The following is a 25133-nucleotide window of genomic DNA, read 5'->3' on the forward strand; positions in this document are numbered from 1 at the left end:
TTTCGGCTTTCCGGGACGGGGCGGTCGGTCAAGGGTGGAGCGAAGCTCCATCGCGAAGCGACGCGACCGAAGGGAGCGCCCTTGACGGACCGACCCGGCGCGGAAGGACGATGGGACTGACGGGAAACCCCCAGACCCTTCCAGGCTGCTGAGTCCTAGAATCCCGCCCCCCGAAGCCGCCGCCGGCATTTGGTCCACTCGCGCCGTCTCCGCCCGGCCGAAGCCCCCGCCCCCGCTGCCCCGCCCCCTGCCCCGCTCCGCCCCCCCGCACCCCCGAACTCCCCCCGCGGGGGCGGTAGTCGGGGGCCGGGGGCAGGACACGCCTCGGAAACAATTCTGCAATCTCTTGCGCAAAGTCTTGCAGGGCTTCTACCTGGCACCTACGGTCGCTCCAATCCCCACCTCTCCCGCCAGGAGGACCCCGCATGCCTGCCAGAGCTGTCAGAGCTGCAACTCTTTTCAGTACCGCCGCCGCACTCGCCGCCGCCGGGCTCTCCGCCGTCGCCCCGCAGGCGGCCGCCACCCCGCCCGGTGAGAAGGACGTGACGGCCGTCCTCTTCGAGTGGCGCTTCGACTCGGTGGCCAAGGCCTGCACCCAGAGCCTGGGCCCCGCCGGATACGGGTACGTCCAGGTGTCGCCCCCGCAGGAGCACGTGCAGGGCAGCCAGTGGTGGACCTCGTACCAGCCCGTCAGCTACAAGATCGCCGGGCGGCTGGGCGACCGTACGGCCTTCAAGGCCATGGTCGACACCTGCCACGCCGCGGGCGTCAAAGTCGTCGTCGACTCGGTCATCAACCACATGGCGGGCCCGGCGGATCCGGGGGCCACCCTCACCGGGACCGGCGGGAGTTCGTACACGAAGTACAACTACCCCGGCACCTACTCCGGTTCCGACATGGACGACTGCCGGGCGACGATCTCCACCTACCAGGACCGCGCCAACGTCCAGAACTGCGAGCTCGTGCAGCTCGCCGACCTGGACACCGGTGAGGACTACGTGCGGGGCCGGATCGCCGGCTACCTCAACGACCTGCTGTCGCTGGGCGTCGACGGCTTCCGCATCGACGCCGCCAAGCACATGCCCGCCGCCGACCTCGCCAACATCAAGTCCCGGCTGACCAACCCCGGCGTCTACTGGAAGCACGAGGCGATCTACGGGGCGGGTGAGGCCGTCCAGCCGAGCGAGTACCTCGGCAGCGGCGACGTGCAGGAGTTCCGGTACGCGCGGGACCTCAAGCGCGTCTTCCAGAGCGAGAACCTGGCCTACCTGAAGAACTTCGGTGAGGCGTGGGGCTACATGCCCTCCGCCCAGAGCGGCGTGTTCGTCGACAACCACGACACCGAGCGCGTCGGGGACACGCTGACGTACAAGGACGGCTCCGCCTACACCCTCGCCAGCGTGTTCGCTCTGGCGTGGCCGTACGGGTCGCCCGACGTGCATTCCGGCTACGAGTGGAGCGACAAGGACGCCGGCCCGCCGAACGGCGGCACCGTCAACGCCTGCTACACGGACGGCTGGAAGTGCCAGCACGCCTGGCGGGAGATCTCCTCGATGGTCGGCTTCCGCAACGCGGCCCGCGGCCAGGGCGTCGTGAACTGGTGGGACAACGGCGGCGACCGGATCGCCTTCGGCCGCGGCTCCAAGGCCTACGTCGCGATCAACCACGAGACCTCGGCCCTCACCCGGACGTTCCAGACCTCGCTCCCGGCCGGCGACTACTGCGACGTGCAGAGCGGGCGCACCGTGACCGTCGGCTCCGGCGGCCAGTTCACCGCCACGCTCGGCGCCGGGACCGCCCTCGCCCTGCACGCGAACGCCCGTACCTGCTCGGGCACCCCGGCGGGCCCCGGCGGCGCCGCCTTCGCCGTCAACGCGACCACCGTGACCGGCCAGAACATCTACGTCACCGGTGACCGCGCCGAGCTCGGCGGGTGGAACACCGGGGCCGCGCTCAAGCTGGACCCGGCCGCCTACCCGGTGTGGAAGCTCGACGTCACGCTTCCGGCCGGCACGTCCTTCGCGTACAAGTACGTCCGCAAGGACGCCTCCGGGAACATCACCTGGGAGAGCGGCGCCAACCGCACGGCCACCGTCCCCGCCAACGGCAAGGTCACGCTGAGCGACACCTGGCGCAACTGAGCCGCCCGCCCCACCGACCAGGGCCGCCCGGCACCCCCTGCCCCGCCCCGCCGGGCGGCCCTCATCCATGCGACACGTACACAAGGAGACCCGCCTTGATACGCCCTGCCGCAGGAGTGCTCGCCGCCGCGCTGGCCGTGACGCTCCTGCCCGCCCTCCCCGCCGCGGCCGCCGAGGCCAAGGCGCCCGCCCCGCCCTCGGACGCGAAACTGGCCGCCGAACCGGCCCGCAACGACCTGACCCGCGAGCAGTTCTACTTCGTGCTCCCGGACCGGTTCGCGAACGGTGATCCGCGCAACGACCGCGGGGGGCTGACCGGTTCCCGTCTGGAGACCGGCCTGGACCCCACCGACAAGGGCTTCTACCAGGGCGGCGACCTCAAGGGGCTCACCGACCGGCTGGACTACATCAAGGGCCTCGGCACCACGGCCATCTGGATGGCGCCGATCTTCAAGAACCAGCCGGTGCAGGGCAAGGGCAACGACGTCTCCGCCGGCTACCACGGCTACTGGATCACCGACTTCACCCAGGTGGACCCGCACTTCGGCACCAACGCCGACCTGGAGCGGCTGATCGACAAGGCGCACGCGAAGGGGATGAAGGTCTTCTTCGACGTCATCACCAACCACACCGCCGACGTCGTGGACTACCGCGAGGCCTCCTACTCGTACCTGTCGAAGGGCGCGTTCCCCTACCTGACGAAGGACGGCGTGCCCTTCGACGACAAGGACTATGCCGACGGGAAGGGGAAGTTCCCCAAGGTCGACGGCGAGTCCTTCCCGCGGACCCCGTTCGTGCCGGACGCCAAGAAGAACGTGAAGGTGCCGGCCTGGCTCAACGACCCTACGATGTACCACAACCGGGGTGACTCCACCTTCGCCGGGGAGTCCTCCGAGCAGGGCGACTTCTTCGGCCTCGATGACCTGTGGACCGAGCGTCCCGAGGTCGTCAGCGGGATGGAGAAGATCTACCAGAAGTGGGTCAAGGACTTCCAGATCGACGGCTTCCGCATCGACACGGTCAAGCACGTCAACACGGAGTTCTGGACGCAGTGGGCGACCGCCCTCGACGAGTACGCGGCGAAGCGCGGACGCGACGACTTCTTCATGTTCGGTGAGGTCTACTCCGCCGACACCGCCGTCACCTCCCCGTACGTGACCCGCGGCCGCCTGGACGCCACCTTGGACTTCCCGCTCCAGGACGCGATCCGTGCGTACGCCTCCCAGGGCGCGCCGGCCCCGCGGCTGGGCGCGGTCCTCGCCGACGACTACCGCTACACCTCGGGCAGGGCCAACGCCTACGAGCAGGTGACCTTCCTCGGCAACCACGACATGGGCCGTTTCGGCTCCTTCCTGAAGCAGGACCGGCCGGATGCCGCCGAGGCGGAGCTGCTGGGCCGCTACCGGCTCGCCAACGAGCTGATGTTCTTCTCCCGCGGCAACCCGGTGGTCTACTCCGGTGACGAGCAGGGCTACACCGGCGCGGGCGGCGACAAGGACGCCCGCCAGCCGCTGTTCGCCTCCCGGGTCGCCGACTACCTGGACGACGACCAGCTGGGAACGGCGCGCACGCACGCGAGCGACGCCTACGACACCGAGCACCCCCTCTACAAGGAGATCAGTGCTCTCTCGAAGCTGACCAAGGCCCACCCGGCCCTGCGCGACGGCATCCAGAGCGAGCGCCTCGCCGACGGCAGCGTCTACGCCTTCGCCCGCACCGACGCCCGCACCCGCACCGAGTACCTGGTCGCCGCCAACAACGCCGCCGAGTCCCGCACCGTGGAGATCGACGCCCCGGCCGGCACCCAGTACCGCACCCTGTACGGCGGCACCGCGCTGATCCGCGCCTCGGCCGCGGGCAGGCTCACCGTCGTCGTGCCCGCCCTCGGGTCGGTGGTCCTCCAGGCCGTGACCCCCCTCGCCGCACCGAACGCCAAGCCCGCCCTGACCCTCAAGGCCCCGGCCCCCGGCGCCGCCGGCACCGTCGAACTGTCGGCCGACGTGAGCGGCGGCGGCCTGAACCGGGTCGTCTTCGCCGCGCAGACCGGCAACGAGAAGTGGCAGGTCCTCGGCTCCGCCGACCACGCCCCCTACAAGGTCACCCAGCACGTCACCGCCCCCGCCGGGACCCCGCTGCGCTACAAGGCCGTCGTCGTCGACTCCGCCAGCCGCACCGCGAGCGCCCTCGCCGCGTCCGTCGCCGGCCAGGCACCGCCCGTCGAGGCGCCCACCGCCACCCAGCGCGACTACGCGGTCGTCCACTACAACCGGCCCGACGGCGACTACACCGACTGGCGGCTGTACGCCTGGGGCGACATCGCCGACGGGGAGGCCACGCCGTGGCCCGCCGGCCACGCCTTCACCGGCCGCGACGCCTACGGCGCCTTCGCCCACGTCAAGCTCAAGCCCGGCGCCTCCTCGGTCGGCTACCTCGTCATCGACAAGGACGGCAACAAGGACGTCGCCGCCGACCGCACCATCGACGTGACCAAGACCGGCGAGATCTGGCTGGAGCAGGGCAAGGAGCCCGCCCGCACCGACCGCCCGCCCTACCCGCCGCAGGACCAGGGCAAGGCCGTCCTGCACTACCAGCGCCCCGACGGCGCCTACGACGGCTGGGGCCTGCACGTCTGGACCGGGGCCGCGACCCCGACCGACTGGTCCAAGCCGCTGCTCCCGGCCCGTACCGACTCCTACGGCGCGGTCTACGAGGTCCCCCTCGCCGCCGGCGCCACCAGCCTCAGCTACATCCTGCACAAGGGCGACGAGAAGGACCTGCCCACCGACCAGTCCCTGGACCTGAAGGCCACCGGCCACGAGGTGTGGATGCTGGGCGGCCAGGAGAAGTACCTCCTGCCCCAGCCCGCCGGCTCCGCCGCCGCCCTCGACCTCACCAAGTCCCAGGCGGTCTGGATCGACCGGGACACCGTCGCCTGGAACGCCCCCGCGGCCGCCGCGTCCGTCCAGCTCCTCGCCTCCCGCGACGGCGCTGTCAAGGCCGAGAACGGCGCCCTGACCGGCCCGGCCCAGTGGCTCCGGCTCGGCCGCACCGAGCTGACCGCCGCGCAGAAGCAGAAGTTCCCGCACCTCGCCGCGTACACGGCCTTCACGGTGGACCCGCGCGACCGCGACCGGGTACGCGACGCCCTGCGCGGGCAGCTCGTCGCCTCCGCCCGCGCCGCGAACGGCGCCGTCCTCGCCGCCACCGGTGTCCAGCTCGCCGGCGTCCTCGACGACCTGTACGCGACGAACGCCGCCCTGGGCCCCGTCTTCAAGGACGGCCGTCCCACCCTGTCCGTGTGGGCTCCCACCGCCCAGCAGGTGTCCCTCGAACTCGACGGCCGCACCGTCGCCATGCGCCGCGACGACGCCACCGGCGTCTGGTCGGTGCGCGGCGAGCGCTCCTGGACCGGGAAGCCCTACCGCTACGCCGTGACCGTATGGGCGCCGAGCACCCGCCAGGTGGTCCGCAACCTCGTCACCGACCCCTACTCCACCGCCCTGACCGCCGACTCCACCCACAGCCTGGCCGTGGACCTCGCCGACCCGAAGCTCGCCCCGCCCGGCTGGAAGCAGCTGCGCAAGCCGGCGGCCGCGCCCTTCACCTCCGCGCAGATCCAGGAGCTGCACATCCGGGACTTCTCCGTCGCGGACCGCACCAGCGGACACCCCGGCCAGTACCTGGCCTTCACCGACACCGGTTCGGCGGGCATGCGCCACCTGCGCGACCTGGCCGCCGCCGGCACCTCCTACGTCCACCTCCTGCCCGCCTTCGACATCGGCACCATCCCGGAGAAGGCCGCGGACCGCACCGAGCCCGCCTGCGACCTCACGGTGTACGCGCCGGACTCGCAGGAGCAGCAGGCGTGCGTGGCGGCCGCCGCCGCGAAGGACTCCTACAACTGGGGTTACGACCCGCTGCACTACACCGTTCCCGAGGGCAGCTACGCCAGCGACCCGAACGGCACGGCCCGTACCGTCGAGTTCCGCAGGATGGTCCAGTCCCTCAACGGGGCCGGACTGCGCACCGTGATGGACGTCGTCTACAACCACACCGTGGCCGCCGGACAGTCGGACAAGTCGGTCCTCGACCGCATCGTCCCCGGCTACTACCAGCGGCTGCTGGCCGACGGCAGCGTCGCCACCTCCACCTGCTGCGCCAACACCGCCCCCGAGAACGCGATGATGGGCCGCCTGGTCGTCGACTCGATCGTGACCTGGGCGAAGGAGTACAAGGTCGACGGCTTCCGCTTCGACCTGATGGGCCACCACCCGAAGGCCAACATCCTGGCGGTGCGCGCCGCCCTGGACGCGCTGACGCCCGCCAAGGACGGCGTCGACGGGAAGAAGATCATCCTCTACGGGGAGGGCTGGAACTTCGGCGAGATCGCCGACGACGCCCGCTTCGTGCAGGCCACGCAGAAGAACATGGCCGGGACCGGCATCGCCACCTTCTCCGACAGGGCGCGCGACGCGGTGCGTGGCGGGGGCCCCTTCGACGAGGACCCGCGCGTCCAGGGCTTCGCCTCGGGCCTGTTCACCACGCCGAACGGCTCGCCCGCCAACGGCACCACCGAGCAGCAGCGGGCGCGCCTGCTGCACGCCCAGGACCTGATCAAGGTGGGCCTCTCCGGCAACCTCGCCTCCTACGCCTTCACCGACACCTCCGGGCGCCGCGTCAAGGGCTCCGAGGTCGACTACAACGGTGCGCCGGCAGGCTATGCGGCCGCGCCCGGCGACGCCCTCGCCTACGCCGACGCCCACGACAACGAGACCCTCGCGGACGCCCTGACCTACAAGCTCCCGCCCACCACCGGCACCGCCGACAAGGCCCGCATGCAGGTCCTGGCCATGGCGACGGCGACCCTCTCGCAGGGTCCGGCGCTCTCCCAGGCCGGCACGGACCTGCTGCGCTCGAAGTCCCTGGACCGCAACTCCTACGACAGCGGCGACTGGTTCAACGCCATCCACTGGGACTGCCGGGCCGGCAACGGCTTCGGCCGCGGCCTGCCCCCGGCCGCCGACAACGCCCCGAAGTGGCCCTTCGCGAAGCCCCTCCTGACGGGGCCGGCACCCACCTGCGCCGACATCGGCGCCACCGCGGCGGCCCACCGCGACCTGCTGAGGATCCGCACCACCGAGCCGGACTTCGCGCTCACCACGGCGGAGGCCGTCCAGTCCCGCCTGGCCTTCCCGCTCTCGGGCCGGGAGGAGACCCCGGGCGTGATCACGATGACCCTGGGCGGTCTGGTGGTGGTCTTCAACGCCACCCCGACCGCCCAGCAGCAGCGCGTCCCCGCCCTCGCGGGCACCGCCCACCGCCTGCACCCGGTGCAGGCGGCCGGCGCCGACGCCACCGTCAAGCAGTCCGCCTACGACGTACGGACGGGGGAGTTCACCGTGCCGGCGCGCACCGTGGCCGTCTTCACACGACGGTGAGCCGGTCGAGCCGCTTCTCCAGCAGGATCACCCCGTAGGTCCTGCCGTCCTCGCCCCGCTTGTCGGGGAGCTCCCCGACCACCCGGTAGCCCGCGTCCCGGTAGTACGCGAGCAACCGGGGGTTGGTGGAGACGCAGTCCAGCCGCGCCCGCTCCCGCCCGGTCCTGGCCGTCCGCCGCTCGGCATGTTCGAGCAGTCGGCGGCCCGCCCCGGCGGGAGCGGTCTCGCGCGACACCATCAGCCGGTGCACGTAGCCCGCCACGGGCGGCTGGATGCCCCAGGCCTCCTCGTCGGACCACCACAACTCGTAGGCGCCGCAGATCCGCCCGTCGGCGTCACCGGCGAGCCACACCTCTCCGTCGAGCATCTTCGACCGGAAGTGCGCGGCGTCCTTGCCGCCGGGCTTCCACTGCTCGATCCCGTGCTTCACCATCCAGCGGGCGGCCTCGTCGTACAGCCGCACCAGGGTGCCGGCGTCCTTCTCGACGGCCGGCCGGAACAAGATCCCGTCGTCAATGATCACGCGGGCATTATCGGTGATCACCACCGGTCGTGATCAAGCGAGTGCGCAGGATGCGCGCCCTGTCACACCGCGGGAGCCGCGCCGCTCGGGACGAGTGCGACCAGACGGCCGACCAGTACTCCGAACGGCCCGTCGGCCGGCTCGTCCGCGAGGATCCGTACGAGGAACCCCGCCATCTCCGCGTCGTACGCGGCGCTCACGGCGGCCAGCGCCGCGAAGTCGTGCACGAGCTGCAGCTCCAGCTCGCCCCGCGGGATCCGGCGGCCGTCCAGCCAGATCAGCGCCGTGGACTCGGCGAGCGACACCCAGGAGCGCACCACGAGCTCCAGTCGGGGCGGCACTTCGTCGACTGCGATCTCCAAGTGGGTGAGGATCTGCTCGTACGCCGCCTGCCGCACCTCGTCGATCATCGCGCTGGCGCGGCTGCTGCCGGCCGCGGGGCCGCCCCGCATCAGCGCCGAGAAGCCCGGCCCGTGGTCCTCGACGAACGCGAAGAACCGTCCCATCACCCGCAGCAGGCGCGCCCCGACCGGACCTTCCCGGGGCTCCACGAACCGCTGCGCCAGGTCGTCCGCGGCCCGCCGGAGCGCCGCCTCGTACAGGCTGAGCTTGCCGGGGAAGTAGTGGTAGACCAGCGGCCGCGATATGCCCGCGGCCGCCGCGATCTCGTCGATCGACACATCGTCGGGCGACCGGTGGCTGAACAGCTCCAGGGCAACCCCGATCAGCTGCTGCCGCCGCTCCTCGACACCCATCCTGCGCCGTACTCCGGTGGTCATGCGGACACCCTACTGGGGAGCCCTCACAGGTCCAGGGCGAGGCGGTCCCCCTTCGCGCGCGAGACGCACAGCAGCATCGACTCCCCGCGCTCCTGGTCGGTGAGCAGGTCGTCGCGGTGGTCCACCTCGCCCGCGAGGACCCGGTGTTGGCAGGTTCCGCAGAATCCCTGTCCGCACGAGTACGGGGTGTCCGGCAGCTCCCTGCGCACCGCGGCGAGCGTGCTCTCCTGCGCGCCCACCGCCACGACCCTTCCGGAGCGGCGCAGTTCGACCGTGAAGGCCCGCGCCGGGCCGGGCGCGGCCGAGGGCGCGAAGCGCTCCAGGTGGACGGCCGCCGGGTCCCGGACCGCCGCGGTGACGGCCTGCATCAGGGGTTCCGGGCCGCAGCAGTAGACGAGGGTGCCGGGTGCGACGGCGGAGAGCGGGGTCAGGTCCGGCAGGCCCACTTCGTCCTCGGGGTGGACCGTGACGCGTTCGCCGTAGGGCGCGAGGTCGTCCAGGAAGGGCATCGAGTCGAGGGAGCGGCCCCCGTACAGGAGGGTCCAGTCGGCGCCCGCCGCGGTGGCCGTGCGGAGCATCGGCAGGATCGGGGTGATGCCGATGCCGCCCGCGACGAACGCGTACGACGGCGCCGGGAGCAGTTCGAAGCGGTTGCGCGGCGGACGCAGCTCCAGCTCGACGCCCTCGACGAGCCGGGTGTGCGCCTCCCGGGAGCCGCCGCGGCCGTCCTCGACCAGCCGGATCGCGATCCGGTAGCGGCCCGCGTCGGCCGGGTCGCCGCACAGCGAGTACTGGCGGACCCGTCCCGAGGGCAGGGTGACGTCCACGTGCGCGCCCGGTGTCCACGCGGGCAGTTCCGGGGATTCCAGGGTCAGTTCCAGCACGTGCTGCGCCGGTTGCGTACGGGAGACGACCAGAGCGCGCAGCGCGCGGCGCGGGGAGTGGCCCGAGACCGGTACGTCCAGGGCCGGCAACGGCCACAGCGGGGAGTTGGCGATGCGTCGGTTCAGGGCGCGCCGCGCGGCCCAGGCCGCACCTGCGACCGCCGTGGCCGTCGTGACCGCGAGGGCGCGCCTCATGCCCGCACCCCGCCGTTCGCGCCGGGGGAGGAGGCCAGGTAGGCCACGGCCTGTGCGGTGGAGCACTCCTGCGAGGGGTGGTAGGTCCGGGAGAGGTACTTGGGGACGGACTTCAGCATGGCGCCCGTCGAGGGGAGCACGCCCTGCTGCCCGGCCAGGAAGAACTGCCCGAAGGAGGCTTTCGCGCCCGAGAGGTGGGGGTCGTTGTCCATGAAGAAGCGGACCCCGCGCTGCCAGAGGAAGACCAGGGCGGAGAAGGCGGTCGCCCAGGTGCGGACCCGGCGGCGGTAGCCGCCGTCGACGTGCATGAAGAGGTCGAAGGCCACCGAGCGGTGCTCGACCTCCTCCGCGCCGTGCCAGCGCAGCAGGTCCAGCATGGTGGGGTCGGCGCCCCGTCGGTCGAGTTCGTCGGCGCCCAGTACCCAGTCGCCGAGGAACGCCGTGTAGTGCTCTATGGCCGCGATCATCGCGACCCGTTCCATCAGCCACCAGTGCCGGGCCCGGCCCGGCGGGAGGGTCCGGTCGCCGAGCAGCTTCTCGAACAGCCAGTCCACCTGCGCGGTGTAGGGCGTCGGGTCCAGGCCCAGCCGCTTCAGGTGGGGGAGGACGTCGTCGTGGGCGGCGGCGTGCATGGCCTCCTGGCCGATGAAGCCGACGACGTCCTCCCGCAGCCGCTCGTCCTCGATGTACGGGAGCACCTGCTTGTAGACGTGCACGAACCACCGCTCGCCGGCGGGCAGCAGCAGGTGCAGCACGTTGATCATGTGCCCGGCGAAGGGTTCGCCGGGCAGCCAGTGCAGCGGGGTGTCCTCCCAGCCGAAGGACACGTTCCGCGGCCCGAGGTCGACGTGTTCCGACGCCACGGGGGCGGGCGCGAGCGGCGTATTAGACATGGCGTCAATGTACTGACGGGTACAGGGGGTGAGAAGACCCCTGCGCCGACTTCTCGCGCCCGCCGTTGTCCGATGGCCGGACCGGTCCGGCTAGCGGCCGGTGCTGCCGCTCGCGAGGGCCCACTCGCGGTTCAGGGTGCCCAGCGGGATCCTGCGCTCGAAGAGCGGCGTGCCGAACAGGGACAGCTGGAGCTGGAGGTGTCCGCTCAGGTCGAACCCGCCGTACAGCGCCCAGGCCCCACTGGCGGAGGCCTTGCCGTCGGTGGACGCGCTCGCCTTCACGTCGGCCTCGCCGCGCAGGTAGGGGGCGAAGTCGCCGGTGACGCCCACGGCGCCGTAGAGGCCGACGGACGCCTCGGCGCCGAGTGCGCCCTTGACCTGCCCGGCGGCGGTGACGGTCGCCCGGACCGGCGTGCTCTGCACGTTCGAGGAGCTGACCGGGGTCCAGCCCTTGCCGAGGGCGTAACTGCCGCCGACCTTGAAGTCGCCCTTGACGTCCTGCTGGACGTCGACGGTGACCTTGCCGTCCGCCTCCACCTGGATGTAGCAGGTCAGGCCGAGGTTGACGACGACCGGCACCGGGCCGACCTGGATGACGGGGGAGGTGTGCAGCTTGGCGAACGGGATCCGCTTGGGCGCTCCGGTACTGGCGGCGGCGCGGCCCTGGAGCTTCCACTGCGAGGACCAGTCGCCGCTCATCCCGAGGAAGGCGCCGCGCGGCCCGGAGCCGCCGCGCCCGGTGCCGTCGTACTGGAACTCGACCTGCGGGGCGAGCTGGACGAAGCCGGAGACGGACGCGCCGGCGGAGGCGGGGGCGTCCGGGGCGGTGTCGACGGCGGCGTTCACATCGAGGCGCAGGTTGCCGAGGGGCAGCTTCCCGCCCTCGGGGCCGAACTTCAGGCCGTCGCCCTTGGCCCAGGAGAAGGTGACGCCCTTCATCAGGGGCTCGACGACGACCGTCGAGGGGTCGACCGGCACCTTGCCGTCTGCCTTGTCGTCGTCGAGGACTGCGGCCAGGGTGGTCGACGCGGTCTTGACCTCGGTGCCGCGGTCGGTCGTGCCGACGACCTCGGTGACCTTGGCGAGCAGGCCGTTCGGGGCGCCGGGTGCCGGGGCGCTGGCGATGACGTCGCCGGCCGCGACGGGCTTGTCGGCCTCGGGCGACGCGCCCTTCGAGGGTGCTGCGGAGGGCCCCTTCGCAGGGGCCTTGGCTATGACGGCCCGCCCGCTGGCGGCGTCGTAGGAGGCCACCTTCAGCGCGGACTTCTCCGTCTTCCCCTGCGCGCCGCCGCGGGCGACGGCCGCGGGCGTGGGCCCGCCCTGGGGTGCGGCGGCCACGTCCAGCTGCTGGGACGTGCCGGCGGCGGACGGGGTGAGGGGGGCGGGGGCGGCCGGTTCGGCGGCGCCGGTGTGGGAGGTGGAGGCGCAGCCGGTGGCGGTGAGCGCGAGGGCGGTCAGACCGGGCAGGAGGAGGCTGCGGGCAAGCGTGCGCACGTGGTGGACCTTCAAAAGGGGCAGGGGTGTGGGGGATTACCGAGCGGTAACCGGAACCCGATCATGCCATGTGTGCGCAGTGACCGTCATGCCCGAATCCCGCCAACTCCCTTCGGCCGCCTGGTCGTTGAATCTTCACCCGACTCTGCGGCGGCCACCCTGCCCCACCCCTGCCGTCAGCGCAGCACGCCCGCCTTCGTCCCGTCCGTCAGCTTCCCGGACAGGTCGACCTGCGCACCCGCCGGCGCCTTGACCGCCAGCCGGTTGCCGTTCGCCGAACCGCTCACGCCGCCGCCGGACACCGACAGCGACGCGAACTGCGCACTGCCCGCCGCCACCACGTACCACTGGCCCGCACGCGACTTCCACAGCACGCCCGCCAGCACCCGCGGCTCCCGGGGCCCGCACGCCGCCGCCCCTTCCGCGGTCGCCGCCTGAGCCGCCGTACCGGAGCCCGGCGCCAGGAACTGCGCCTGCACCCGGTCCGCCGCACCCTGCCAGGTCTCGGCCCGGGTGCAGAGCCAGGTCGCCGTCCCGTCGCCCTCCGGCAGCGGCTGCTTCGCGTACGTCCAGGCGTTCACCGTGCGCACCCCGTGCGAGCGGACCGACGGCAGCAGGCAGGCGATCCTCGACCAGTCGGCGAGTTCCGCGGCCTCCGTCACGTTCCGTTCGGCCCCCGGCGCTCCCGACGTGAGCCGGACCGGGGTCAGCTCGCCCAGGTCGGTGATCAGTCGGGTGGCTCCGTCCCCGGTCAGGGCCAGGGCGTTCCAGCTCGTGCAGTCACCCGTCGGAGCCGGTCCCGCCACCGGCGGGGTCACCCCCTCCGGGGTCCGCTTCAGCACCGTCGCCGGATCACCGGGCCTGAGCAGGTCCCGCTGGGCAGCCCCGGTCACCCAGGGCGCGGTCAGGTAGCGGACGTTGCCGTCGACCCGGCTCACGACCAACGCGGTCGCGGTGTCCGCCGAGGCGCCGTCGGTCCGGGCGAAGTCCAGGGCCGCGCCCGTGGACCCGGAGCGCGGTTCGGCGTACCGGACCACGCGCAGCCCGTCGTACAGCAGGACCACCACGGCCTGGTCGACGGCGCCCGCGAAGAGCAGCTGCGCCGGCCCCATCGGCGGTCCCGTCGGGGTGCCGGGGGTGGCCGAGACGACCACCGACGCACTGGGCCGCGCCCAGACGGCCAGCGCCCGGCGCAGCAGCGCGGCGTCGTCCGTGCGGTCGCCGCGGGCCGGCCAGGTGGAGAAGTCCGTACGGGAGGACGTGTGCCACAGCGAGGGCGCGGCCCGCACCAGATTCGCCGGATCCAGGGCCAGTTCGGCCGCGGCGTTGCGCGCGTACGGCGGGGCGGCCGCCCCGTCCGCGCCCCAGCCGCCGCCGGGCAGCGCGAGCAGCGCCCCGCACACGGCGAGGGCGGCCCCGGCGGCGAGCGCCGCCCGCGTCAGACGGCGGCGCCGCAGCAGGTCGGTGGGCCGGGCCTGGAGCACGCACGGATCGAACTCGGGGGAGGCGAACAGGGCGTCGTTCGCCGGATCCCCGGACTCGGCGACCGCGGCGGCCGGGTCCGGGACGCCGGCCTCGTCGAGCACCCGGAGCACCTCCGGCTCGGGCAGCCGCTCCAGCGCCCGCAGGACGCAGGCGGCCCGTCCGGGGCCGTCGAGGGTGGCCAGCCACTGGTCGAGGGCGAGCTCCTCGGCCCCGCCCGCACGGGGGAACAGTCGCAGGCCCCACACCTGCGGCAGCGCCGGCGGGAGCTGCGCGCGCCGGGGCAGTGCCCGGAACGTCAGCGGGAGCCCCGCCTCCAGGGCCGCGCGGAGCACCCGCAGCCGGACGTAGCCGTACCCGGAGTCCTCCGGGCCGCCCCGCTGCCCGGGAACCCCGCCCTGCACCGCGGCGACGCCGGCGGCCGCGTTCCGGCGCCCGCGCGGAAGTGCCCGCTGGACCAGCGAGTGCGCGGTGAGGACCCGCCGGTTGCGGCCCAGGGTGGGAGGCAGCACCAGATAGGCCAGTCGCACCAGCCGCGGGTAGTGCTCGACGATGGCGGCCTCGGCCTGCTCGACGTCCGGCGGCACGGGAGCCACGGGGGGCAGGGGGCGGGTGGCGGTATCCGGCGCAGTCACGGTCAGCAGAACGAGCGAATCGTCGGATGGTCACCCGTCCGCTCGCCCGCGTCGTGGTCAGGACACCAGGCGGGACCGGAGCGCCTCGACGGTCTCGTCCGGGACGCCGAGTCCCTCGCGCACGTACTTCTCCATGGAGCCGTAGCGCGTCTCGACCTCGTCGAGGGCGGCCTCCAGGTAGGAGGGGAAGACCCCGATCAGCGCGAGTGCGATGTCCGGGTTGCCGCCGGCCGCCGTGAAGCCCTCGACCATCGGGGCGAAGGCATGCTTGACCGCCGGGTTCACGGAGAGGTATTCGGCCATCAGGGTGTCGTCGTCCGCACCGAGCAGCGCCAGGACGACGGTGGCGCCCCAGCCGGTGCGGTCCTTGCCGGCGGTGCAGTGGAAGAGGAGCGGGCCCGCCTGCGGGTCGGCGGCCTCGGTGAGCAGCACGCGGTAGGCGGCCTGGGCGGAGCCGGAGTGCACGAAGGACCGGTAGGTGTCGGCGAAGAGTGCCTGCGCCTTGCCGCCGCCCAGGTGCTCCTCGGCCACCACCGGGTCGGAGAGCAGGTCCTTGAGCTGCGCGGCCGCCGGCTTCCTGCCCGCCTCCCGCAACTTGTCGGCGAGTACGTCCGCAACCAGCAGCCGGGCCCCGGTCGGTATGCGGTCGGGGTGGTCGGCGCGCTCCGCCGCGGTGCGGAAGTCGATGACGGTGCGCACGCCCAGCGCCGCCACCACCGGGTCGGCGTCGAGGTCGAGCCGGTCGAGCTGGCCGGAGCGCAGGAGCAGGCCGGGGCGGACGGTGCGGCCGCCGGGGAGCGCAGTGCCGCCGAGGTCGCGGAGGTTGGCGACGGTGGTGGAGGGGGTGGCGGTCATCGTGGCTGCTCCAGCGGTGTTCGAGTTGCTCGTGTCATGCGGTGGTGCGGTGGGGCGGTGCTGCGTTCGTAGGTGCATGCGGTGATGCGGTCGGGCGGTCCTGCGAGGGCACTGCGGTGGGGCGATTCAGGCCATTTTCTGCCGCTTTGCAAAGGAAAGACAATCGACGGCCAGGGAGACCCCTATGCCGATGCCGAGCGCCGCGAGGTGCCCCGCGTCCGTGAAGGTCCGGCTCCGCTTGAGGACCGGCGCGGCGGCGAGCGCCAGCAGGCCGGCCCGGGCCGCTGTCCGGACGGCCCCGCGGGGCAGGGCCGAGGTGAGCGTGCCGAGGACGGCGTTGAACCCGTAGCTCGTGCCCACGTCCAGGGCGCTCCGGGTCGCGCAGTCGGTCGTCCTGCGCAGGGCGCCGTACACCAGGAGGGTCGCCGAAGCGTGCCCGAACAGGAACACCGCGGCCGTCCACCAGGCCCCGTACGCGTACTCGGCGTAGCCGAGCACCGCGACCAGCAGCAGCGCGTACGGCAGGGGCATCGGCTCCTCGACCACGAGGGCGCTGCTGAGCAGCGTCTCCCAGCGGCCGGCGGCGAGGTTGTCGACGTTCGTCGAGCAGTCCCGCAGCAGCCGCTCCCGGGCGGCCGGCCCGGTGCGCTCCAGCGCGTACGCCCCGAGCTGGACCCCGCCGGCGTACACCGCGCCCCATGGAATCGGATTCACATGCTCATGATCGGATAAGCCTCTGGCGGAAGCCAAGGGGCCTCGTGCGACCATGTCCCGGCCATGTTCGAATCCTTCGCGCCACTGCGCGCCACCCGGGCCGCGATGTTCGCGGCGATGTGCGTCGCCCTCGGCGCCGTGGGGCATTCGTCCATGTCCGGTACCGACATCCCCTTCTTCGGCCTTCTGGGTGCTTTCGCGGTGACCTTCGGCCTCGCCTGGCTGCTCGCCGGCCGGCGGCGGGGGCCCGTCGGGATCGCCGCGGCGGTACTCGCCGTACAGGGAACCCTGCACCTGGTCTTCTCCGGCAGCCAGGCGGCGCGCAGCGCCACCGGGCCCGCACCGGTGCAGGCGCACCACCACCACATGTCCGCGGCCGAGGCGGGCCGCACCGCCGGCGAGGCATCCGCCGCGGCCGACGCGGCCGGGACCGCCGACCTGGCGGGGGCGGCCGACCTGGCCGCGACGGCCACCCACGGCGGCGCCGGGATGATCGCCGCGCACGTCCTCGCCGGACTGCTGTGCGCCGCCTGGCTCGCCCGGGGCGAGGCAGCCGTCTTCCGCCTGGCCCGTGCGCTGGGCGCCGCCGCCGTGCACGCCGCCCGGCCGCTCGCCCGCGCTCTCCGCCTGGTGGCGGCCCGGCCGACGGCCGCATCCGAACCGCCCGCCTTCCCCGCCCCGTACCCGGACCGGCGCCCGCGCCGGCTGCGCGGAGCGGTGCACGCCCACGCCGTGGTGCGCCGCGGGCCGCCCCGGAGCGGCCGCACCCTCCGCTTCACGGCCCCCGGCCGTCCTGCCCGCGCCTGATCCGGCGCACCTCCACGGCGCACCGTCCGTGCGGGGGAGGCGAGGCCCGGGGCCGCAGTCCCCATGCCCTTCGCCAACCCCGAGGACCACCATGTCCCTTGACGAGGTCCAGGACGTCCGCACCCCGGACTCCGACCCGCCCGCCCCCGCCCCGACCCGCGCCGGCACCTGGGCGGCACTCCGCCCGCTGCTGCTGCGCATGCACTTCTACGCGGGCCTGCTCATCGCCCCGCTGCTGTTCCTCGCCGCCGCCACCGGGCTGCTCTACGCCGCCTCCTGGCAGGCGGAGAAGATCCTCTACGCCGATGAGCTGACCGTCGCCCGCGTCGGCGACGGCGCCCTCCCGCTCAGCGCCCAGGTCGAGGCGGCCAAGGGCGCCGCACCGCAGGGCGAGGTCGTGTCCGTGTGGCCCGGCCCCGACGCCGAGGCGACCACCCGGGTGGTCATGGAGAGCTCGGGCCTCGCGGAGGGCGAGACCCTCACCGTGTTCGTCGACCCGTACACCGCCGAGGTGCGCGGGCAGTTGACCACCGTCGGTGACGCGCTGCCGCTGCGGGCGTGGCTGAGCACGTTCCACTCCAACCTCCAGTTGGGGGAGTTCGGCCGCAACTACAGCGAGATGGCCGCCAGCTGGATGTGGGTGGTCGCGCTCGGCGGCCTCGCCCTGTGGGCGGGCCGCCGCCGCAGGCGCAGGGCGCAGCTCGTCCTGCCGGAGCGCGGTGCCACCGGGCGGCGCCGGACCCTGTCCTGGCACGGGGTCGTCGGCCTCTGGTCCGTCGTCGGACTCGTGGTGCTCTCCGCCACCGGCCTGACCTGGTCGAAGTACGCCGGTGAGAACATAGGCCGGCTCCAGGACAGCCTCGGCGGTGCCACCCCCGCCGTCTCCGCGAAGCTGAACCCGGGTGCGGAGGCCGGCGGCGCCGACGAGCACGCGGGCCACCACATGCCCGAGGGCACCGAGATGCCGCCGCCCGCGCCCACCGCCGACGTCGGCCTCGACCGGGCCGTGGCCGCGGCCCGCGACGCCGGCGTCAGCGAGGCGATCCGCGTGACCCTGCCCGCCGAGGGCAAGGGGTACGTGATCAAGGAGCAGGACAAGCAGGTCCCGGTGCACTTCGACGCGGTCGCCGTCGATCCCGCCGACGCACGGATCGTGGACGAACTGCGCTTCGCCGACTACCCGCTCCTCGCCAAGGCGACCCGTTTCGGCATCGACCTCCACATGGGCCAGACCTTCGGGCTCGCCAACCAGATCGTGCTGGCCGCGCTGGCGGTCGCCCTGATGCTCCTCATCTTCTGGGGCTACCGCATGTGGTGGCTGCGCCGCCCGACGAAGGACCGCGCGCTGTCGGTGGGCCGCGCGCAGCCGCGCGGCGCCTGGCGGAAGCTGCCGGTGGCGGTGCTGCTGCCGCTGGCGGCGGCCACCGCGCTGGTGGGCTGGTTCATCCCGCTGCTCGGGATCAGCCTGGTCGCCTTCCTGGCGGTGGACCTGCTGCTGGGCCTGATGGCGCGCCGCCGGGCGGCGGCGGCCCAGTAGCACGGGCCGGGTGACACACGGTGGGCCCGTACTCCCCCCGGGGGAGTGCGGGCCCACTGCCGTGCTTCGGGCCGGTCAGGGGGCGTACTTGTAGCCCACCCGGCGCACCGTCTGGATCACACCGCGGTGGGACCCGCCGAGCTTGCGCCGCAGCCGGGCGATGTGGACGTCCACGGTCCGGCCGTCGCCGACGTGGCCGTAGCCCCAGACGGTAGTGACCAGCTGGTCCCGGCTGTGCACGCGGTGCGGGTGCTGCACGAGGTGGGCCAGCAGCTCGAACTCCAGGTAGGTGAGGTCCAGTTCGCGGCCGTCGACCGCGGCCGTGCGCTGCGCGGGGTCGATCCGGATCAGGTCGTCGCCCCGGCCGGGAGCCTCGGCCGGGGCGGGGGGCTGCACCGGGGAGGCGACGGCCTGCGGTGCGAAGGCGATCGGGGGCTGCTGGTCCGCCGGTACGAGGACCAGGTAGCCGACCATGGGCGGCCGGCCCGGCAGCGCCGGAAGGGTGTGCTGCGGCGCGGGCAGCCAGGTGGCACCCGGCGGGAGGAGGTCCACGACCCGGGCCGCCTCGTCCTGGTCCACGGCGCGCAGCCGATGCCGGGGACTGGGCGGATGGGCCGGGGAGGCGGCGCTCGCGGCGGAGGTCAGGGAGCGGGTGTTCGCCATGAGTGGTCAGCTCTTTCACGCGGAGGGGACGGCAGGAGACGTGCGTGCGTCATCGATGTCGTACCGCGCAGACCGAAGGCCTCGGGGAAAACCGGAGGAGAGGTCCCGGAGGCTTTAGAGGGCCGGCGCGTTCTTCGCGCGGCGACACTCACGATCGAAGTCGTGGTCCTGACGGGACGGCCAGAACGGCTCCAGGTCGCTGCGACCTGACGAGGTGTGCGAGTGGCTGGCCATGGCCCCATTCAAGCAGAAGGCCCGCCCTCGGAGCAGGCTGTGTCCCGCATGCTGGATCGATGTCTCACCATCCGGTCCGAACGGCCGGCATAACGGGACAATCCGTCAACCGGTCAGCCGCTTGCGCCAGTCCAGTCCCGTCACGCGTATCGCCTCCCGGGGCGAGCCGCCCCACGCGCACACCAACCCCTCGGCCTCCAGTGCCGCGACCACCTCCCGGCCCACCGAGACCGTCAGGCTCTCGTCGGCCTCGAACCCGCCGTACATCAGGTACAGGTCGCCGCCGGCCGCCACGCCCTCGGTGGCCTGCGCGTGGAAGAACACGAACCCGCGCGCGTCCTCGGCGCCCTCGGCCCCGATCTCGCCGAGACCGCAGCCGCGGCAGCACGTGAAGTTCTCCCGCGCCGTGATGCCCGACGCCTCCAGCACGGCGAAGGCGCGGGTGACGCGCTCCGGGTCGGTCGTGCCCGTCCAGCCGGCCTGCTCGGCCACCCGCTCCCGCCACAGCCGGTCCACGAGCCGCGCGGCCCGGCGACGCGAGACCGGGCGGACGCCGCCGTCGACGAGGTAGTCCTCCGCCGCCTCGGCCAGCTCGTCCCGCCCGTCGTAGCCGCACCGCAGCCGCCCCCGGACGACGTCCGCCAACTCCCGCTCCACCGAGGGGTCGAGCGCCGGGACACCGGCTGCGGCCGGCGCCGGCGGAAAGTCGAGGCGCTCCCAGGCCGGCCCGGCGTCCCAGCCCTCCTCCCGGCGGGCCCACCGCACCATGACGGCCACCACCTCGGCCGCCGAGGAGAGGAACACCTGGAAGTGCCGGTCGGGGGAGCCGTCCCGGTACTCCACCTGGTAGTCGGCGCCCCGGTCGTGCCACACCTGCATGAAGTGGCCGTCCGGATCCGCCGTGAGCGGTTCGGCGATGACGAAGTGGTCCCCGTCCGCGCCGATGCGCCCCACGAGTTCGGACAGGGTGGCGAGCGCGGGCCGGTCGTAGGCCTCGCCGCGCTCCGTGTGGATTCTGATCGCCGGCATGGGGACACCGTCCCACCCCGCACCGACAACGCCCGCCGGGCCTCGGAAGGCGCGGCGGGCGGCGGTGTCCGGGGAGGGCGGGCGTCAGGCCAGGCCGTCCTTCTCCAGGCCGGTGCAGCAGGTGTCCGTGATGAGGCGCGTCACCACGTAGGGGTCCACGTTCGCGTTCGGGCGGCGGTCCTCGATGTAGCCCTTGCCGTCCTTCTCCACCTGCCACGGGATGCGGACCGAGGCACCGCGGTCCGAGACGCCGTAGCTGAACTCGTTCCAGGGGGCGGTCTCGTGCAGACCCGTCAGGCGCTCGTCGATGCCGGCGCCGTAGTTCTTCACGTGGTCGAGCGGCTTGCTGCCCTCGCCCAGCGCCTCGCACGCCGAGATGATCGCCCGGTAGTCCTCGCGCATCGACTTCGTCGAGAAGTTGGTGTGCGCGCCCGCGCCGTTCCAGTCGCCCTTGACCGGCTTCGGGTTCAGCGTCGCCGAGACGTTGAAGTCCTCGGCGGTGCGGTAGAGCAGCCAGCGCGCGATCCACAGCTGGTCGGAGACCTCCAGCGGGCCCACGGGGCCGACCTGGAACTCCCACTGTCCGGGCATGACCTCGGCGTTGATGCCGGAGATGCTCAGGCCCGCGGCGAGGCAGTGGTCGAGGTGCTTCTCGACGATCTCGCGGCCGAAGATCTCGTCCGAGCCGACACCGCAGTAGTAGCCGCCCTGCGCGGCCGGGAAGCCGCCGACCGGGAAGCCGAGCGGACGGGCGCCGTCGAAGAAGGTGTACTCCTGCTCGATGCCGAAGACGGGCTCCTGGCCGGCGAACTTCTCCGCGACCGGACGCAGCAGCGCGCGGGTGTTCGACTCGTGCGGGGTCATGTCGATGTTCAGGACCTCGCACAGCACCAGCACGTCGTCCCCGCCGCGGATCGGGTCCGGGCAGGAGAAAACCGGCTGCAGGACCCGGTCGGACGCGTGGCCCTCCGCCTGGTTGGTGCTCGATCCGTCGAAGCCCCAGATCGGCAGCTCGGCGCCGTCGGCCAGGATCTTCGTCTTGGAGCGAAGCTTTGCCGTCGGCTCGGTGCCGTCGATCCAGATGTACTCAGCCTTGTAGCTCACGGGCCCCATCCTCAGACTCTGCGGGTGCTGCTGGACGCTGCTTCATCGCTGCGGTGTCGACCGCAGCGTGCCCGCCCGCGATTTCTCTTCCGTTGCCCGTGTGTGAACCGCGTGTTACCGAGGTTTACGCCGCTGGTCGGGCGCCGTGTGCGGGTTGCCGGTCGAGCACCCGTCCGGGTGGGGCAGACTGGCCGCGTGAGCATTTCGTCTGATGTGAGCCCCGCCGGAGACCGCGCCGGCGATCCCGCCGGAGCCGCCGCCGGGTCGGCGGCCGGGTCCGCCGCCGACACCACCACCGCGACCGCGCCGACCACCGGTCGGGCGCCCGCAGGCCCCCGTCCCCGGGTCGGGCTGCTGGGCACGGGCCCCTGGGCGCACCGCACCCATGCCCCCGCCCTCGCCGCCCACACCGGTTCGGAGTTCGCCGGTGTGTGGGGCCGCCGGCCGGAAGCCGCGGCGGAACTGGCCCGTGCCTACGGCGTGAAGGTGTACGAAGACCCCGACGCGCTGTTCGCCGACTGTGACGTCGTCGCCTTCGCCCTGCCGCCGGACGTCCAGGCGCCGCTCGCGGTGCGCGCGGCCGCCGCCGGATGCCATCTGCTCCTCGACAAGCCCGTCGCGACGACACCGCAGGACGCCCGCGCCGTCGCCGACGCCGCCGCCCGCCACCAGGTCGCCTCCGTCGTCTTCCTCACCCTGCGCTTCGCCGAGCCCACCGCGGGCTGGGTCGCCGAGCAGGCCGCACGCACCGGCTGGTTCACGGCCGCCGCGCACTGGCTCGGCGCCGTCTTCCCGCCCGACGGCACGCCCAGCGCCTACGCCGACTCGCCCTGGCGCAAGGCCAAGGGCGGGCTGTGGGACGTGGGCCCGCACGCCCTGTCCGTCCTGATCCCCGTCCTCGGGGACGTCACCGGGGTCAGCGCCACCCGCGGCCCCTCCGACGTCGTCCAGCTCGCGCTGCGGCACGCCTCCGGGGCGGCCAGCACCGCGGTGCTCAGCCTGGGCGCGCCGCAGGCGGCCGCCGGGGTGGGCCTGGAACTGCGCGGCACCGAGGGCGTGCACGAACTGCCCGGCTGGAGCGACGTACCGGGCGCCTACGGCCGGGCCCTGGACGCGCTGCTCACCGCCGCCCGGACGGGCGTGCCCGATCCGCGCGGGGCGGAGTTCGGGGCGCGGCTGACGGAGATCCTGGCGCAGGCCGAGGCGCAGCTGCCTACTTGATGAGGGCGTTGGCGACGATGATGGCGAGGCCGATGGCGGCATCGGCCACGCCGATCAGAAGCGCCGAACCGGGCCGGTGGCCCACGCGGAGCGCCACGACCGAGCCCCAGGCGAACAGCAGCGCGGTGTTCAGGCCGAGCCCGACGGCCGTCACGGCGTACGGGTCCCAGCCGAAGACACCCGAGGCGACCAGCAGGAGGACCGTGGGCAGGGCCGCCACGATCAGCGGCCACTCGTTCCACAGGGCCGCGGCCAGCAGCCGCCACCGGTGTCCGGCCGGGCCCTGCTCGTGGGACGCCATGTGGTGCGCGTAGCCGTGCGCGAGGCCTGCGGTGGCCGCCGTCACCAGCACCCAGCTGGCGTCGTAGTAAGGGGTGAAGTTCCCGCCCTTCTGGTGGAGCGCGGCCAGCAGGCCGCTGGCGAGGACCGTCCCGTACACCCCGCCGAACATCCAGTCGACCCCCCGCCGGGACGGGGGGAACGGGCGTGCGGTGAGGGCGGCTTCCTGCGGCTGCTGCTCGGTCACGACGAGTCCTTTGGTGCGGTACGTCCCACTTTGGTGCTCCGGTCACCCTACGAGGTGCGGGGTGGGGACGAGATGAAGGAGACCGGTCGGCGTCCCGGGCGAGGCCGTCCGGCTACCGGCCCGCCGCCGCCCGGCGGGCCACCTCCGCCAGGGCGTCCAGCGCGCGGTCGAAGGCCGAGTCCGGGGGTGCTGCGTAGCCGACGACCAGGCCCTCGCGGGGCGGGGTCCGGTCGGCGGGGTGCTGGTAGGAGGAGAGCCCGTCCAGGGCCAGCCCCGCCGCTCCGGCCGCCGCGAGCGCCCGGGCCTCGCGGCCCGGCGGGAGCTCCACCACGGCGTGCAGCCCGGCCGAGACGCCCGTGACCCGGACCTGCGGGGCGCGTGCGGCCAGTACGCGGACCAGCCCGTCGCGGCGGCTGCGGTAGCGAAGGCGCATCCGCCGCACGTGCCGGTCGTACGCCCCGCACTCGATGAAGTCGGCGAGCGCCAGCTGGTCCAGCGCGCTCGCCCAGGACTCCCGCAGCCCCTTCGCCGCCAGGACCCGCTCGACCAGGTGGTCCGGGAGGACCAGCCAGCCCAGGCGGAGCGCGGGGGAGAGGCTCTTGCTCACCGATCCCGCATACACCACGTGCTCGGGGGCCAGACCCTGCACCGCGCCGACCGGCCTGCGGTCGTAGCGGAACTCCCCGTCGTAGTCGTCCTCCACGATCACGCCGCCGGTGGCCCGTGCCCACTCCACCGCGGCGGCACGCCGCGCGGGCAGCAGGGCGCCGCCGGTCGGGAACTGGTGCGCCGGGGTGAGGAGCACCGTACGCGCGCGGGAGGGGAGCTCCCCGGTCCGGGCCCCGCCGTCGTCGACCGCCACCGGGTGCGGGCGGACCCCGGCGGCGTCGAGCACGCCGTGGTGGAAGGGGAGCCCGTACGACTCCACGGCCCAGTCACGGGGCCGCAGCGACGCCAGCAGCCGCAGTCCGTTGGCGAAGCCGGAGCAGACCACGACGTTCTCGGGGCCGGTGCGCACGCCCCGCGTCCGGGACAGGTAGCCGGCCAGGGCCCGCCGCAGCTCGGGGCGGCCCCGCGGATCGCCGGGCCCGAAGGCCTCGGTGGGTGCGGCGGTCAGGGCCCTCCGGGCACTTGCGCCCCAGGCTCCGCGGGGAAACAACGCCGGGTCGGGCGTGCCCTGGAGCAGGTCGTAACGCGCGGTTCGGGCGGCGGCGGCCCGGCCCCGGCGGTCGGCGCGGGCGCGCCCGCCACGGCCTCCGCGACCCGGGTGCCGGAGCCCTGCCGGGCCGTGAGCCAGCCCTCGGCGACCAGCTCGGCGTAGGCGTCGGCGGCGACGTTGCGGGCCAGCCCCAGGTCGGCGGCCAGACTCCGGTAGGACGGCAGCCGCGTCCCGCCGGCCAGCCGGCCGCTGCGCACGGCGCTGCGCAGAGCCTGGGCCAGGGCGGTGCGCCGGGCGCCGCCGGCGGGCAGGTCCAGGTGCAGGTCGGCCCCCGAGCCGGGTCCGGTCATGGGTTCGGTCCCGGGCGGGGCTCCGCCGCGAAGACGGCATGGGTGGCCGTCAGAAAGCGCTGCACGACGTCCCGTTCCGCCGGATCGAAGGATTCCAGCACGCGCAGCACCCCGTCGATGAGCGGTCCGAAGAACTCGCGGCCCAGGCGGACCGCCGCCGGCTCCACCCGCAGCAGGATGCGGCGCCGGTCCTGTGCGTCACGCACGCGGGCCACGTGGCCGAGCCGCTCCAGCCGGTCGATCACCGCGGTGGTCCCCGCCGAGTTGAGGCCGAGCCGGGCGCCGAGCAGGCCGGCGGTGGCCGGCTCGGCCGCCCGGGCGGCGTCCAGCAGGCAGATCAGGGCCCGTACGTCGGTGGGGTGCATGCCGTTGCGGGCGGCGAAGTCCGCCTGGCGCAGGCCGAAGTCCACGGACACGGCCCGCAGGAGGTGCACCAGCCGCAGGTTGTCCGGCTCGCCGCCGCCCGGCTC

The 25133-nt window shown here is 73.7% G+C and carries 18 protein-coding genes and 1 pseudogene; 5 read left to right on the plus strand and 14 right to left on the minus strand.

The genetic code is table 11. The features are described from left to right. Positions 1–425: 425 nt before the first annotated feature. Both IF89_RS0112420 and pulA read left to right on the plus strand, forming a co-directional pair. Positions 426–2141 carry a carbohydrate-binding module family 20 domain-containing protein gene (locus IF89_RS0112420; protein ID WP_030765552.1) on the plus strand — a complete coding sequence of 572 codons (1716 nt, stop codon included), beginning with the start codon at positions 426–428 and terminating at the stop codon, positions 2139–2141. A 95-nt stretch (positions 2142–2236) separates the two neighbouring features. Next, on the plus strand, positions 2237–7579 hold the full coding sequence (pulA, locus tag IF89_RS0112425; protein WP_107047256.1) for a pullulanase-type alpha-1,6-glucosidase: 5343 nt from the start codon (positions 2237–2239) through the stop codon (positions 7577–7579). On the opposite strand, the gene IF89_RS0112430 is transcribed toward pulA, so the two are convergent. The 8 genes from IF89_RS0112430 to IF89_RS0112465 all read right to left on the minus strand — a co-directional run bounded on the left by IF89_RS0112430 (position 7566) and on the right by IF89_RS0112465 (position 16033). Then, on the minus strand, positions 7566–8102 hold the full coding sequence (locus tag IF89_RS0112430) for a GNAT family N-acetyltransferase (RefSeq protein WP_030765557.1): 537 nt from the start codon (positions 8100–8102) through the stop codon (positions 7566–7568). The genes pulA and IF89_RS0112430 overlap by 14 nt on opposite strands. 62 nt (positions 8103–8164) lie before the next feature. After that, entirely contained in the window at positions 8165–8881 is a 717-nt protein-coding gene (locus tag IF89_RS0112435) for a TetR/AcrR family transcriptional regulator (protein ID WP_030765560.1), read from the minus strand. A 23-nt stretch (positions 8882–8904) separates the two neighbouring features. Further along, positions 8905–9960, minus strand: coding sequence for a PDR/VanB family oxidoreductase (locus IF89_RS0112440; RefSeq protein ID WP_030765563.1), 1056 nt, complete (start codon positions 9958–9960; stop codon positions 8905–8907). Beyond that, positions 9957–10853, minus strand: a complete 897-nt coding sequence (locus IF89_RS0112445; RefSeq protein ID WP_030765566.1) for a metal-dependent hydrolase — start codon at positions 10851–10853, stop codon at positions 9957–9959. Before IF89_RS0112445 ends, IF89_RS0112440 begins: the two co-directional genes overlap by 4 nt. Before the next feature lie 90 nt (positions 10854–10943). Continuing rightward, positions 10944–12347: a hypothetical protein gene (locus tag IF89_RS0112450; protein ID WP_030765569.1), complete on the minus strand. Its 1404-nt coding sequence runs from the start codon at positions 12345–12347 to the stop codon at positions 10944–10946. A 176-nt stretch (positions 12348–12523) separates the two neighbouring features. Beyond that, a complete protein-coding gene (locus IF89_RS0112455; RefSeq protein ID WP_030765572.1) occupies positions 12524–14464 on the minus strand; it encodes a hypothetical protein in 1941 nt (646 codons plus the stop codon). A gap of 57 nt (positions 14465–14521) precedes the next feature. Then, the gene (locus IF89_RS0112460; RefSeq protein WP_030765576.1) at positions 14522–15319 is read right to left on the minus strand and encodes a tyrosine-protein phosphatase; all 798 of its coding nucleotides are present in this window, start codon (positions 15317–15319) and stop codon (positions 14522–14524) included. 126 nt (positions 15320–15445) lie between these two features. After that, positions 15446–16033, minus strand: coding sequence for a rhomboid-like protein (locus tag IF89_RS0112465; protein ID WP_234327741.1), 588 nt, complete (start codon positions 16031–16033; stop codon positions 15446–15448). A gap of 63 nt (positions 16034–16096) precedes the next feature. Between IF89_RS0112465 and IF89_RS0112470 the strand changes: the two genes are divergently transcribed. Further along, entirely contained in the window at positions 16097–16840 is a 744-nt protein-coding gene (locus IF89_RS0112470; RefSeq protein WP_051807020.1) for a hypothetical protein, read from the plus strand. A 91-nt stretch (positions 16841–16931) separates the two neighbouring features. Next, positions 16932–18377, plus strand: a complete 1446-nt coding sequence (locus tag IF89_RS0112475) for a PepSY-associated TM helix domain-containing protein (RefSeq protein WP_030765584.1) — start codon at positions 16932–16934, stop codon at positions 18375–18377. 75 nt (positions 18378–18452) lie between these two features. Here IF89_RS0112475 and IF89_RS0112480 read toward each other — a convergent pair whose 3' ends face one another. The 3 genes from IF89_RS0112480 to glnII all read right to left on the minus strand — a co-directional run bounded on the left by IF89_RS0112480 (position 18453) and on the right by glnII (position 21407). Further along, the gene (locus tag IF89_RS0112480; protein ID WP_030765587.1) at positions 18453–19040 is read right to left on the minus strand and encodes a winged helix-turn-helix domain-containing protein; all 588 of its coding nucleotides are present in this window, start codon (positions 19038–19040) and stop codon (positions 18453–18455) included. 339 nt (positions 19041–19379) lie between these two features. Further along, positions 19380–20303, minus strand: a complete 924-nt coding sequence (locus IF89_RS0112485) for a DUF6891 domain-containing protein (RefSeq protein WP_030765590.1) — start codon at positions 20301–20303, stop codon at positions 19380–19382. An 84-nt stretch (positions 20304–20387) separates the two neighbouring features. Beyond that, entirely contained in the window at positions 20388–21407 is a 1020-nt protein-coding gene (gene glnII, locus IF89_RS0112490) for a glutamine synthetase (protein ID WP_030765593.1), read from the minus strand. A gap of 351 nt (positions 21408–21758) precedes the next feature. Between glnII and IF89_RS0112495 the strand changes: the two genes are divergently transcribed. Continuing rightward, entirely contained in the window at positions 21759–22628 is an 870-nt protein-coding gene (locus IF89_RS0112495) for a Gfo/Idh/MocA family protein (protein WP_043193824.1), read from the plus strand. Here the strand turns inward: IF89_RS0112495 and IF89_RS0112500 are convergent. The 3 genes and pseudogenes from IF89_RS0112500 to IF89_RS0112510 form a co-directional block, all read right to left on the minus strand. Next, on the minus strand, positions 22621–23154 hold the full coding sequence (locus IF89_RS0112500; protein WP_234327742.1) for a hypothetical protein: 534 nt from the start codon (positions 23152–23154) through the stop codon (positions 22621–22623). The two genes, IF89_RS0112495 and IF89_RS0112500, sit on opposite strands and share 8 nt — an antisense overlap. 47 nt (positions 23155–23201) lie before the next feature. Further along, a pseudogene (locus tag IF89_RS37920) lies at positions 23202–24663 on the minus strand (PLP-dependent aminotransferase family protein). Beyond that, complete coding sequence (locus IF89_RS0112510; protein WP_051807031.1) at positions 24660–25106, minus strand: MarR family winged helix-turn-helix transcriptional regulator; 447 nt, start codon at positions 25104–25106, stop codon at positions 24660–24662. The pseudogene IF89_RS37920 and the gene IF89_RS0112510 overlap by 4 nt, the downstream one beginning before the upstream one ends. Between the last annotated feature and the right edge of the window lie 27 nt (positions 25107–25133).

Source organism: Streptomyces sp. NRRL F-2664, from assembly GCF_000719345.1.
Taxonomy (GTDB): domain Bacteria; phylum Actinomycetota; class Actinomycetes; order Streptomycetales; family Streptomycetaceae; genus Streptomyces.